Raw genomic sequence first — 14,601 nt, 5'->3', positions numbered from 1 at the left:
GTACAAGCATAACGACACGAAGATTCTCGATGAGTATGTGCAAGCTTTCCGGAAGGTGATTGGAAACTATGAGCAACTGCTAGCCGACGATCCTGGGAATCCGCAAAGGACTGGTAACTGGAACTTGACACCTCGTGTGTCGACAACTGCTGCGCGATAAGAAAGTTCCAAGTGAAAAAGGACCCCTCTAAGCTCAAACATCTTGTTTGAGTCTGTGTCCACAACGAATCGACAGCCTAAAAACCCGATAAATTTGCCTATCAGCTGTACTTGGGAGACTTTGTCCCATGTACATGTATTCGCAAATTTGTCGGCTTTCTTTGCGATTAGAACCGGTTTTGTTTGCGAAAGGCGGACGGGCTCATTCCCATGAACTTGCTGAATACTCGGCTGAGATAGAAGCCATTCTCATACCCGCAATGCTCTGCGATCACGTCCAGCTTCAAATCGGTCTGCAGTAACAAAGTGCCGGCTTTTTTGACTCGAAGCGACGTTAAGAATTGCAGAGGGTTCATATGATGCGTGTTCTTGAACCTTCGGATCAGAGCGATAGGCGTTAATCCAAAGAGATGTGCGACATTCTGGATTTCGATCGACTCGTGGGCGTGATTGGTCAAATAAAGGGTAATCGCACGAATCAACTCGTCACAATCCGTGGAGGGATTTACATCCAGGTGATGTTGACACTGATTCACAATCATCAACCATAAATCCAAGAAATAATGCTGCTTCCGTATTTGATTGCCCCAGCTATAGCTCAGCGCTTGATCGGCTAGTTTCAACTGATTATAGTTCTCGGACAGACGCMGAATATGCGAGAGTCGTATTTTACGATCGAACAGAGGGGGAGAGTGAACTTCATTAGTCGGGAACGTAAATGTAATCGCGTGAAAGGTTAAAGGAGTCAATGTATTGCGATAAAAGGCAACATCGGGCGGGCATACAACGACGTCCCCGAACTCAGCTTCTCCGTGATCGCTCCCAATTTGATACTCGAATCGCCCCTCTTCTACGGCAAAGAGAACCCATGTCAAATAAGTGTCGGTTTCGTACTGGAACTTCTCTTTTTTTACCCAATAGGCATGCGTTGCGATCTCGGGTACCCATTCTGTTATTTCCACACCGCAGCACCTTACTTCTGTAAATTTTGGATATGGAAAAGAAATTTCATGAATTCACAGCTAACTATGGGAGGCGTTATTATGTAATTAAAGATATCCTACAGTCTGCAAAGGAGTCAAGAGATCATGGGARAGCACGAAACGACAACATGCGGTACGCAAATCCTAATTTCAGGTGGAGGCCTCACAGGGGTAACGGCTGCAATTGCTGCAGCTCGCAACGGAGCTCAAGTCATCCTATGTCAAGATCGTCCTGTTCTAGGTGGGAATGCGTCGTCCGAGATTCGTATGAATGTATCGGGTGCCTCGGCAATCGGGAAGGAACTGGAAACGGAACGAAGAGAAAGTGGAATCATCGAAGAGATTATGTTGGAATGTTCGGTAAGAAATCCACAGCGCAGCGCGAGTATGCTGGACTTAATCTTGTATGAGAAATGCCGTGCCGAACCGAATCTTACCTTAATGTTGAGCACATCGGTAGTCGGAGTGGATATGGATGGTTCCCGTATTCGATCCGTCTATGCCGTAAGAGAAAGTACGGAAGATCATTTCGTCATTCATGCGGATATGTTCCTGGATTGTACGGGGGACGGTCGACTGGGCTATGAAGCGGGAGCTGTGTATACAACCGGTCGCGAGGCAGCTGGTGAATATAACGAGTCGGGTGCGAATCTGAACAGGGATGCTTATCGTCTTGGTTCGTCTCTCCTGTTCACATCAAGAGACATGGGACGGCCGATACCTTTTGTCGCCCCTATATGGGCACGTAAGTTCACGGAAGAGGACTTGAAATTCAGGGATCATCTCGCCTRGGAATTCGGATATTGGTGGGTGGAATTCGGTGGAACGCTAGACACCATCAAAGATAACGAGCATATTCGTGATGAGCTGCTGTCCATCATGCTAGGAGTATGGGATCACATCAAGAATAGCGGGAATCATCCTGAATCGGACAATTGGGCGTTGGATTGGTTTGGATTCGTTCCTGGCAAACGAGAGTCCAGAAGATTCATCGGCCAGCACGTGTTGACCCAGAACGATATTCAGGAGGCCGTCGATTTCGACGATGCCATCGCTTATGGCGGGTGGTCTATGGATACGCATCCTCCCGAAGGCATTGATGCGAAGGAGGAAGAGCCTTGCCATCAACCGTATACTCCCTATCTGTACAGCATCCCACTTCGATCCTTGTTGAGCCGTAATATATCAAATTTGATGTTCGCCGGCCGCAATTTATCGGCTACCCATATTGCTTTTTCCAGTACCAGGGTGATGGCGACATGCGCCGTAWTGGGCGAAGGGATCGGGACGTTCGCGGCAACGGCGGCTAGACACAAGATCCCGCTGGAACAGGCATGGCGCGACCCGCAGATTGTGAAGGAAGCGCAGCAGCAATTACTCCGCCAAGGTGCTTTTCTACCGGGGATGAAGCTTGAAACGAATCTGGCGAGGAAGGCTCGAATTACAGCGTCTTCGGAACAAGATCAGGGCAGAGCCGAGAACGTTATTGATGGACATACTCGCTCGGTGCATGGAGAGAAGGGAGTGCGGCCGGAAATGACGGAACGAGGCACTCACCGCTGGATGTCGAAGCCGAGCGACAATCAACCTTGGTTGCAACTCGAATGGGAGGAACCGATCACAATCTCCCGGATCTCGATCGTCTTGGACACCGGGCTTCATCGTTTACTAACCTTATGCCACCTGGATGGACTTCAGAAACGTATGCAGTGGGGGCGGCCCCAAGCGGAGACGTTGAAACAATTCAAGTTAATTGCTGTGAATGACCAGGGCGAAGTAGAAATTACGCACGTGAAAAATAATTATCAACGCATAATTCAGCTGCAAGTGCAGTTGAGCAATCTCAAATCACTGCGATTGGAAGTTATTGAAACAAACAGTCTGGACCATGCCAGAGTGATAGAAATCGTTTGCGAATAATACATTCGGAGAATCGCAGATTATGTGTGCCAATAATAGAGATGAAGCGGAGCGACTGTAGTCGTTCCGCTTTTTTTTAGTTCCGACGCCCCCGCAGTGGGGCTTCGCCATGGAAAAGGTCAGAATGATATTGGGGTGGGAAAATCATGCAAATATACATCATTTCTCGCTCATGTTTGGATGGAATGGACTGAGGGCCCAGCAGAGCAACAGGGAGTGGAAGCGTCAGCGTTCGCCCTTGAAAACTTGTGCTACCCCAAAACCAATTCCGATCAAGAGCTCAAGATATTAACAGCGGCCATAACCCCTCTGGCTGCTCTCACACGCTCCAAACGAAACTCAACCACCAATGACCTGGCCGTAGGCCGGATCTTCCATTGATGCTCAATCGCGATAATATTGTGATTCATAAATTATAAATAAATATAACATTGATTCATAAAATTAAAAATTGACTACGGTTACATCCGTGTATTATATTGAAATTGACAGATAATAAGGAAGATTCTGTCTTGTGATTCATTAAAAAAATTAGTTTAAGAATCACAAATCTATTTCTGTGGTCGGCTCTATAGATGGGAGGCGAACAGTATGAGCACGTGGTAATATAGGAAGAAAACGGTGTCAGCCGAAGATGGAGAATGAATGATGAGAAGAAGACCGACGAAAGAACAATTTCACCAACAATTGGATCAACTGGTTAGTACGCTGCGAAGCGAAATAGTTGAAGGGAACTATGTGCCGGGCGACTATCTGCCACCTGAGAAGTCTTTGGCTGCACGCTTCGGTATGAGCAACAATTCCATACGGGCGGGTCTGGAGCTGCTCGTTCAGCAAGGCTGGATCGAGAAGGTTTCACGAGTGGGCAATCGAGTAGCGGCCACACGTCCTCCGGTGAAGTTGAAGCTGGTTAGCAGCAACGAGATGCCGTCCCGGAATTTAGGTATTCACTTGCTGCTGGAAGAGTTTCATCGGCAGTATCCGTGGATCACGGTGGAGCTGGCTCCTTTTACTGCAAATCCCGATAAGGAGTCGCAAAAGTGGGAACCGATTTCCGGCGATCTGGTACTGCTTGAAAACTCTCAATTTCAGTATCTTACCGAGGCCCGTGGGTTTGATTTGCTGGAAGAGCTAACGGAAAAGCCGGATCTGTATCCTCAGGCAACGAAGCTATTTCGTGCGCAGGGTCGATTGTATATGCAGCCGCTCATTTTTTCTCCTATCGTCCTTTGTTATAACAGGGAGCACTTTCGAGAATGCGGAATGCTAGAGCCGGATGGGAGCTGGACATGGGACGATCTGATCCGCAATGCGGAGAAGCTATCGGATGGTAAAGGCCGGTATGGATTTTGCTTTCATGTGTTGTCGATAAATCGGTGGCCGGTGTTTTTGCTGCAGAGCGGCGAGCGGTTCGAATGGGATGGGGCGAATCTAAGAAATCTCCGAGGCACCAAACTGTTGGAGAGCATGATGATCTGCAAGCGCATTCTTCATAACCGCCAAGCATTCCCGTTGTATTTGTCCGAGAATCATGACGAGATTGACCGGATGTTTCTGGAGGGCAGAGTTTCCATGACGCTCAGCAGCTACATGGCAATGAACGGATGGAAGCAAGCAGAGTTCGAATACRACATTTCTCCCGTTCCTCACATGGAAGAATTGCGTACACTTGTCATTTCGTTGGGTATCGGAGTTAGTCGTCAATCTCTACATAAAGAAGAAGCGCTGCTGCTTGTCGATTTTCTCACATCCGAGTATGCCCAGGATTTCATTCGCCGAATGACACTGAGCATTCCGAGCTTGGGGACGCTTCCGGCCCATGCGGATGACGCGAAGGTGTATCGCCCGTCCCGCTACATGATGTACCGGGAAGTGATGTCTTCCTTACGGACGCACAGCGATTTGAACATTCCGCATCAGTTATTCGGCAGGTTGGAGAGCGAGTTGAAGGCCTATTGGGCCGGGCTTCTGAATGAAGACGAATTGTGTGATCGGTTGAGCAAGGGGCTGTCCATAGACGGAACTGCACCACGGATGGCGAGTCATGAAACCTAATTATTGCACAGGGGGTTGAACTGATACTATGAAGAAATCGATTACTTACTTAATATTAGCTGTTTTGCTAGTGACGTCCGCATGTTCAAGCGGCTCAAGCGGTTCTAGTCGTTCGGATGATGCTGGAACCAAGACTAACAACGATGCCGTTGCCAGCAAGCCCGAGGAGAAGAAAGAACCGGTAGAGCTTGTATTTTATTCCCAGGTTGCTGATTATGATGCACAGTTCATGGATGTATTCGGCAACATGATTGAAAAGAAGTTTCCCCATGTTAAGGTGAAGCATCTACCGGCAGGGACGAACAAATTGGCAGACGTGGTCGCCTCCGGGCAAACGATCGATGTCATGTTCATGTCTATAGGGCAGGCGGACACCTTGACGTCGTACAATTACCAGTACGATATCTCGGATTTTATTAAAAAGTACAAGTACGACTTGTCCCGCCTCGAGCCGTCGACCGTAGAACAGCAGCGCGGGTTTGCCAACAATGGGATTTACGGGCTTCCGGTATTCACGAACACAGTAGGGTTGTTTTACAATAAAACACTTTTCGATAAGTTCGGCGTCGAATACTTGAAGGATGGGATGACTTGGGACCAAGTGAAGGACGTGGCGAAGCACCTTTCGCGAGCCGAGGGAGATAAATCCTACAAAGGTCTTGTCATGTCGCCGTCCGCCAATATTATTTTGAACCAATACTCGGCTGCTTACATCAATCCGGACACGAAGAAATCGGTGTTTACGACGGAGTCTTTCAAGAAGTCGTTCGACTTGCTGACGAGTGTGGCCGCAATCCCTAACAACGGATTGACACCTCAAACGTGGAGTTTGCAAGAACAGCAGAAACTGTTTTTCCAGGAGCAAAGCGCCTCCATGATTTTGCACTTTGTCGTATATTCGCTCTCTGCGCTTTCTAACTTGAAGGATACGTTGAACTGGGATGTCGTGACTTACCCACAGTTGTCGGATAAGCCGGGTGTCGGTCCGCAATCCTATCCGACGTACTTCTATGTATCGCAAACGAGTAAGCACAAAGATGCAGCATTTGAAGTGATCGCCTACATGACTTCGGACGAATTCCAGAACCATCTAGCGAGAAAAGGCATGCTGCCCATATTGAAGGACAAGGTCGCGGGTATGGCCCAATTCGGCCAGGATGTACCCATGTTGAAAAACAAAAATGTCAAAGCGCTTATTCCTGACCGTTATGCATCTTCCGCGCTTACGAAGGATACGATTGTGAAAGCGCAGTCGCCTGGACATACCGCCTTCTTCGATGCGTATCAGAACGTTGTATTGGGTCTGAAGGATTCCAATACCGCGTTGCGTGAGGCAGGGGAGAAGCTGGATCAGCAGTTGGAGGTCCTCTTCAAGAAATAAGGTGCGAAGAGTATGGGAGACGGCGCTAGGATAAGGTGACGTCTCCAACTCGTAATAAAAGCGATTACATATTGCGGGAGGTGTAGTAATGTATAAATGGCTCATATGGATGATCGCTTTGATGTTGGCTGTACCTGTTGGTTGGAGCAGCCGAGACAATGTGTCAGCCGATACCGCAACGGGAGGACCCATCACGATGTATTCGAACAAATGGGCGGTGATGCCGAGTACTTCGACGGCACCTGTCATCGACGGCGTGCTGTCTGACAATTCGTGGGATGAGAATGGCGCAGCCGTGCTCGACGATTTCCGCACGGTGTATACCAACGAACCCATACCTAACGGACCGACCTATAAGTTGACTTACGATTCGTCGAATCTATACTTCGGTGGTACGTTTGCATCGGAGGATAAAGCCATATTGGAAAAGATCGAATTAGTCGTCAGTACAGCGGCCTATGGTGAATCGCATTATGTTGTAACGATTCCGATCACCCCAATTTCAAAACCTACTAGTACGGATTGGAACGTAGGGAGGGATTTCATCAAGGAAAATCCGCAGCGGGTGCAGGTGAGTCCGAACTCGGTTACTACTGCCACGTATGACGCGGGTGCAAGGACGGCTCTGGAGCTGACCGTCCCTTTGTCCGCCTTGGATGCAAGCTTGCCGACACCAGGAACGGAATGGAGGGTTAATGTCGTACACGTGTATCATCTGAACACGAAGCCGCTCATCTCCTGGATTCCCATACGTACCACTTCCTTCTGGAATTCAGGGAATGGTGTGATTTTCAAAGGCAATGTAGTCGACGAAGGGCGGCTCGGTAGTGTGTTTTTCGGCCGTACACCGGTTGGAGAACGATGGACACCGGAGGAGACTGACTTCCGCTATCTTGGTTTTGTGGAGAAAGAGCTATCGTTCAAACGGGGCAATGTGGTGAATCCGTCCAAAACGTTGTTTTCCGTGAAATGGAAAAATCCGGTTGGCGGTTGGGAACCGCTGACGCAAGTGACAAGTGAGAAGCTCGGGAGTCGCTGCAAGCTAACCTTCGAGCATCCCCCATTAATTGACTTCGGCCAGGTGGAGCTGCAAATTTATGCATACCGTGAAAATCAGCCGAATGACGGGCATTTTACGATTGTTACGTTTGATCGGGATGCACTCATTGAAGCAGGTATCGCGGCGATGCCGCCGATTACGCCGTCGTCCGGATCGGTTCAGGTTAACGCTACCCCTGCATCTCAACTAGTACAAGATACTCTGGACATTATTCCCGACAGGACCGGGTTCCTGTTTACCGGACTTCCGGAAATGCCCGAGCTGCATCCGCTTCAGCTGTACCAGTTGTCGGCGGACCGTAAGAAACTCGTTGCCAGCAAGACTGGCACGGTGTACCCGAATGCGCAGTATCCGGAAACGCACGTCCTCACAGCGACGAACCGGAAGGGCCAAATCGTCGAATATCCATATTATGAGGATGCTGTAGGCAAACGATATTTTCTATCCGCTCACCTGTGGTATTTACAGAAAAACTATGCGGCCGAGCAGACGGAGAAAATCGCCAAAACGGACGCATTGGGGGCTGCGAGACTGTTGTATCGGTTCGCTCAAGCCTACGAAGGTTATGTGCCGACGACCGATTACATCTGGCTCAACTCTCCGATCAACATTACGTCCGGTCCTCCGTTCAACTATTGGGGAGGCATGTGGGATCGTTGGTCCGTCTCCGACCTGAACCGTCTGCGCCCGCTTCTGCATGCCTATGAGCAGGTCAAGAAAACGAACGCCCTTGAGGTGCTTAGTCAAGAAGCCGGTGAGGACGTCGATCAGAAGCTGATTGAACAAATGTTCACTCCATCGGTACGCTATGCGTTAAGTTATCCCTATACGATAAGCAATATGAACTATACGCAATGGCTCGGATTGATCGATGCCGGCAAAGTGTTGAAGGAACCTGATTACATTCATAACACGTACGAGTGGATCCAGGATTATGTGGAGACTCAATTTTTGTCAGACGGGTATTGGAAAGAAGTGGCGCCGTCATATCACGTGCAATCTACGAACGGCCTGGATCAGGGCATGCGAGCAATCGCAGGATACAGCGATCCGATCGGATACGTATCGCCTCGTACTGGCAAGCACTTTGACAATTTGGACATGGGTCAAGATTATCCAATTATCCCGAAAGCGCTCAAGGACAACAACCTGCTTGTATACCCGGATGGCAAGTTGCTGCCGCTTCAGGATTCGTGGGCTTCCGACCGGGCTAGCGCCCCCATTCAGAATGCTGGGTCTTTCCTGATGCYGGCTGCAGGAATTGGACGGCTAACCTCGGGCTCGGGAACCAACCAATCGCAGTTATGGCTTCAGTTCGCGCCGAAATACGGCCACAATCATTACGACCCGCTTCAATTGAACTTGTACGCAGAGGGACAGGAGCTGTTGCCTGATCTAGGTTACACGTATACGAAGGATCGCAACTTCACGTTGTCGACAATGGGACATAACACGGTGGTCGTCGATAGCAAAGATATGAAAGTCGACAGCGTCTCCAGGGACGGCGGCAAGATCGACTTGTTCGCGCCTGTCGGTCCGGTTCAAGCGATGCGCGCAGACGAGAAGGAAGCTTATGACGGGTTGGAGGCGTACAGCCGGGAACCTTGGCATGTTTCGTTCCCCGACGCAGAGGGCGGTCAAGGTTATGTCATCGACCTGTTCCGTGTCTCAGGGGGCAGCCGTCACGAGTATACGCTACAGGGGGATGCCAACCGAGACTCTGTGTTTCAAACCGACATGACCCTGGAATCGTACGGCCCGTATTTGCTGCCGCCTGGTACTCAGGTCCGAGAGCCGGAACAGTTCAATGATAGGGGGGATGCCGAAGGTAATTATTATGGCTATATCTCCGTCAAAGACGTGAAAAAAGCCCAGCTGCCAAGCGACCGCTACGACCTCACGCTCGTCACAAGCGAGAGCGGGATCGAGAAAGCGAAGATGAAGATTACCGGGTTGCTCGAGTCGGGGAGCAACGAATTGTATTTGGGACGTTCGCCTTCGATCCGCTCGACGAGACTGTCGGGCGGAAGCAAGGATACGAATGACGAAGCGGTCAAATACAACATGCCGAAGCTCGTGCTGAGACGCGATGGCAGCAACCTTACAAGTACATTTGTTACGGCGATGGAACCGTACCAAGGAGCGTCCGGGCCGCGTATTGATACGATCGACCGACTGCAGCCGACTGTCGGACCCGAAGGCGCCGTGGCGGTCAAGGTGACGTACGGCAATACGACCGATGTTCTGATTAGCTCGCCGGGCGGTCCGAATGATCTGGTCGTAGTGGACGATATTACGATGCGCGGGAAGCTGGGCTTCATCCGCATGGTGAACGGTGTTGTCCAATCGATGTACGTGATTGGCGGCACCCAGTTGTCCAAAGGAAGTCAGACGCTGACAGGAAATGGTCCTGTCGAAGGGACGATTACGGCAACGAAACGGAAGGTGAACGGTGATCCCTATGACGGTATCGTCGTCCCTTCGATGATCGACTCGACGACGTCAGCATTGCGGGGCAAATATGCCGTTGTGACACATCCCGATCAGACGACGAACGGTTACTTGATTCAGGACATCGTCTCCGATTCGGGCCATTCGGTTATCGTCTTCGCGGAGCACGACCCTGGATTCGATATTCGTCCGGACGGAACGTCGAGAATGAACTTTTATCCGCTCAAGTCATGGACGGGTACTCATACTTTCCGAATCGACAATGTGGACATTTATGAAGTTAACCCGCTTCAGGCGGTTGCCTTGCAAGCTTCCAAGCAATATTTGCTCTCAGGCGAGAAGGCGACTCTATCCGTCCAAGCAACTAGGAGAGATGGGTCCGCACCTCCGACCTGGGCGACCCAAGTGACTTATACGAGCAGTGACCCGTCGATTGTGAAGGTAGATCCGGAAGGAACCGTAACCGCAGTCGGGGAAGGGGCGGCGACCATTACCGCCGTCGTTGAATGGAATGGGATGACCAAGACGTCGAGCCTGGTCTTCACTTCACAGAAGCGGGCGTATGGAGTGTTCAATTTCGTTGATTTGCCAATTGCGCAGCAATCGACTTCGACCTTGTACGTGCCTGGCTCGAATACGCTGCAATTGGAAGCGAATCAGGCCGGGGAGTCGATTACGTTTGAATTCGAGGTCGGAGCCAACGCTCCGTATGAGATTGGAATCAAGCCATTTCAAGCGGCCTCTTACGGGATCTACCAGGTTGCCATTGACGGAGCTCCGCTTGCTTCCTATAACTTCTATGCGAGCAGTTCAGGAGCAAGTACCGTCTTCCAGCCATTAGGTACGATGACGCTCGCACCCGGCACGCATACGATATCGCTAGTCAACGCCGGGAAGAATTCGAGCTCGACGAACTATAAGTTCGGGCTTATCCAGCTGGAACTGCGAGAAAGCCTGCTCGACGCTCCGACTCTGTCCCCACCGGGAGGACCGATCTTTCAGCAGGAGACTGCAACGATCAGCTATCCGGATAATCCGGCTTGGCGTGGACAAATGGTGTCTGTCGCAGTGAACGGTGTGCCGCTCTCATCCGCCCTGTATACGGTTAGTGCCGGTCATATCGCCTTTGCCTCAGGGGCACTCGGAAGCTTTGGACCAAAACGAATCGTCATTAGCGCTGCCGGATACCGCCATGCTATTGTCGAGCTACAACTGCTGCCGTCGTCGGCCTTGTCCGGTCTTACCGTCAATTCCGGCGTGATCGTTCCATCGCTGAATCCCGGTGTATTCGATTATGCCGTATCTGTGGAACATGCCGTCACCTCCATAAGTGTCACGGCGTCGACTTATCGCCCGGATTCCATCATGACGGTGACTGGGCAAGTGTACACGGCTGCCGGACAATTCCTCCTTCCGCTGCAGGTGGGGGACAATTCGTTCCCCATTACAGTTAACGCGGCGAATGGAGAGTCATCTGTCTATACATTGAAGGTAATTCGCGCGGGTGTCGACCTTTCTCCTACCGGAATCGTCAGTGGCACGGTATACGGGCAAGGCGGCTCACCGGTTGCGGGCGTGCAGGTAATGCTGGCAGGGTATACTTCTCATGCTGCTACCACCAACGCTGCGGGAGCGTTTCTCATCGAGGGCTCGCCGGCTGGACAGCATCGTCTGGTGATGACCAAACCCGGGTTCACGCGTACGATAACGGAACCGTTCCATGTGACTCAAGGACAAAACGTTGCTTTATCGGTATACTTTTCCGATATCGATACGGTACCTCCCGTTCTCTCGGTTGATCAGCGGAATGTGCCTGCCGGCCAGCCCGTGCTCGTCTCGGTTAACGAACCGGCAAGGCTGTATCTGGTGCCGTACGGCACGGCAGCCAATGCGGCTGCGATCGTAGCAGCATCTGCCGGGCCCAACGGATCCTTCGCAGATGGTACAGAGCTTTCGCTTGCGGCCGTATCCACGTCCGGGTTTGCCAAGGGCAAGTACAGATTGTATGGAATCGATTCGGTGAACAATGTATCAGCCGCACCAATCGACATCACCGTGATGCAGATCGCGCTGGGCACGTTGGACGACCATGATCCGACTCTGACTTATAAAGGACAATGGAATTCCTACACGGGCACTTATGTTGGCGGGAAGATGTTGCTGTCGAGTGATATTACCGCTTCTGTGGAAATTCCGTTCTATGGCTCACGCGCCAAATGGGTGGGGACTCGCAATGCGGTATATGGTATTGCCAATGTGTATGTGGACGGCCAGTTTGTAACGACAGTCGATCTGTTTAATTCGACGTTGCAAACGCAACAGAGCCTATTCGATACCGGAGTGTTGTCGTCAGGTACTCACGTACTGAAAATATCGGTAACCGGACAGAAGAACGCGGCGGCCAATGGGACTTACGTATCCTTCGATGCGGTGCAAATAACCGATCTCGGTCTCGTTCTGCCCGTAGTCTCGAATGTGACGGCAGGGCCAGTGCGCATAGGGACGCAGATTATGGCAACCAGCTCCGACAGCGGCACGTTGTACCTCGTGAAGTCTGGGACGGCAGCGAATTCGACGGCGCTGGAACAAGCGGTGACGGTTGGGCAATCGGTATACGGATTGAAGGCGTCAGTGGTCGGCGGAACACCGATTTCCTTCAACACGTCGAACATGGCTCCAGGTGTATACCAAGTGTATGCAGTCAATAACTTGGGTGTCGTTTCCGTTGGCTCCGCCCCTATCACTATTATTCAAGTAGCCTTAGGCACTTTAGACGACAATGATCCGACTTTGACTTATAAAGGACAATGGACCTCTTACACAGGCACCTATGTTGGCGGAAAGATGTTGTTGTCCAAAGATGTCGCCGGTTCTGTGGAAATTCCGTTCTATGGCTCGCGGGCCAAATGGGTAGGTGCCCGCAATAAGGTGTATGGCATAGCCAATGTGTATGTGGACGGACAGTTTGTAACGACAGTCGATCTATACAATCCAACGCTGCAAACGCAGATGAGTCTATTCGATACCGGTGTATTGCAGTCGGGCATTCATGTATTGAAAATAGCCGTGACCGGGCAGAAGAACGCTGCGGCCACGGACACCTATGTAGCCTTCGATGCGGTACAAGTAACAGATCTGGGTCTTATACCGCCGGTAGTCTCGAATGTGACGGCAGGGCCAGTACGCATAGGGACGCAGGTTGGAGCAGCCAGTTCGGATAACGGAACGCTGTATCTCGTGAAGTCCGGGACGGCAGCGAATTCGACGGCGCTTGAACAAGCGGTAACGGTCGGGCAGTCGGTCTACGGCTTGAAGACGTCTGCGGTCAGCGGAACGCCGATTTCCTTCGATACGTCGAACATGGCTCCAGGTCGGTATCAAGTGTACGCAGTCAACGGGCTGGGGGCTGTCTCAACCGGTTCTGCACCTATCGCGATTGTGGCGAACTACTCCACTAGTATCGACAGCTCGAGTCCGTTGGCTGTCTATACAGGCAGTTGGTTCACAGATTCCAACGCCTCATACTTCGGGGGAACCGAAGCGATAGGGGCGGCAGCAAATTCAACGGTAGAGGTTCCGTTCTATGGAACCAGGGGAGTCGTATTCGGCACGCTAGCTTCGAATGGCGGGTTGGCCGAGTTCTACGTCGATGGTCAATATGTGAATACTTATGATTTCTACAGAAGTGGGACCGGAGTAGCGATGCAGCAAATTCGGGATACCGGGACGTTGCCTTTGGGTGTCCATACGCTTAGAATCGTAAACACCGGCAACAAAAACCCGCTTTCGCAAAACACATGGCTCCGCTTCGATGTTCTACAGACGACGGCTCCATAAGCGGAAAGATTAGAACCCCCTGTTAAGAGGAGATCATGAAAGAACCTGCCTTTCCATCTAGAATAGCAGGTTCTTTCATACGCAAAATATGTTGACAGCAAAGCAGCACTGTTATAGGATTAAAACTAATTATCTGGATGAGAAAGGAGTGTATGGCTGATGTTTAAATACGTAGCGGGATACCAAAACAATGAACAGAGTCGCAACCATCGGTTTAGCGGTGAGTTTATTTCCTTTACGTCAGAACAGCCATTCATTCAAAAGCAGGTATGCGCCTTTCTTCATCGAGACATCCATCAGTTGAACCGCACTGAGTGCGTTTAGCAGGTAGAATCGCATCGAGTGAACATGAAGGGTCGCTTACCATCCGCGAGCCTTTTTTATTTGGTTTCAGCTTCACGGCTGGAGTCGGAATAAAAAAGAGCGGAATAAGCGGCCTTTTCTATTGAACAAGCGAGAAACTAAGATAAAGTAATTAAAAGTAAATAAATAAAAAATATGGTTGACAAGTAAAAATAAACCATGATAATATGAACTCAAGCAAGAAGCGAAAGCAGAAGCCAAACCAATGGATGAAAGGAAGGTGTAGGGTATGAAACGCATTAGTGGACAACAGACTGAGTCGATGCAGCGATTTAATGAGCAGCAAGGGCTAGAGCGATTTACAGAGCATCATGGGTTCCGTCTTTTCTCGGCGATTTTTAATCCCTATTTCCAACCCCATATCCGTAGTGTTTACAAACCGTCGTTCATAC

Annotated in this window: 5 protein-coding genes; 4 read left to right on the top strand and 1 reads right to left on the bottom strand. The window is 50.5% G+C overall.

Features of this window, described 5'->3' with window-relative positions:
• Positions 1-326: 326 nt before the first annotated feature.
• Positions 327-1,121: a helix-turn-helix domain-containing protein gene (locus AC1DWB_RS25260; RefSeq protein ID WP_477543857.1), complete on the bottom strand. Its 795-nt coding sequence runs from the start codon at positions 1,119-1,121 to the stop codon at positions 327-329.
• A 126-nt stretch (positions 1,122-1,247) separates the two neighbouring features.
• Here AC1DWB_RS25260 and AC1DWB_RS25255 point away from each other — a divergent pair, with 126 nt between their 5' ends.
• The 4 genes from AC1DWB_RS25255 to AC1DWB_RS25240 all read left to right on the top strand — a co-directional run bounded on the left by AC1DWB_RS25255 (position 1,248) and on the right by AC1DWB_RS25240 (position 13,846).
• Positions 1,248-3,062 carry an FAD-dependent oxidoreductase gene (locus AC1DWB_RS25255; RefSeq protein WP_477543856.1) on the top strand — a complete coding sequence of 605 codons (1,815 nt, stop codon included), beginning with the start codon at positions 1,248-1,250 and terminating at the stop codon, positions 3,060-3,062.
• Between the two features lie 645 nt (positions 3,063-3,707).
• Positions 3,708-5,117, top strand: a complete 1,410-nt coding sequence (locus AC1DWB_RS25250) for an extracellular solute-binding protein (RefSeq protein ID WP_477543855.1) — start codon at positions 3,708-3,710, stop codon at positions 5,115-5,117.
• 28 nt (positions 5,118-5,145) lie between these two features.
• On the top strand, positions 5,146-6,498 hold the full coding sequence (locus tag AC1DWB_RS25245) for an ABC transporter substrate-binding protein (RefSeq protein ID WP_477543854.1): 1,353 nt from the start codon (positions 5,146-5,148) through the stop codon (positions 6,496-6,498).
• An 88-nt stretch (positions 6,499-6,586) separates the two neighbouring features.
• On the top strand, positions 6,587-13,846 hold the full coding sequence (locus AC1DWB_RS25240) for a hemoblobin-interacting domain-containing protein (RefSeq protein ID WP_477543853.1): 7,260 nt from the start codon (positions 6,587-6,589) through the stop codon (positions 13,844-13,846).
• Positions 13,847-14,601 lie beyond the last annotated feature (755 nt).

Source organism: Paenibacillus sp. P4_E11 (assembly GCF_056401635.1).
The sequence above is the reverse complement of the archived record's forward strand: the minus strand, read 5'-3'. Positions and strand labels throughout refer to the sequence as shown.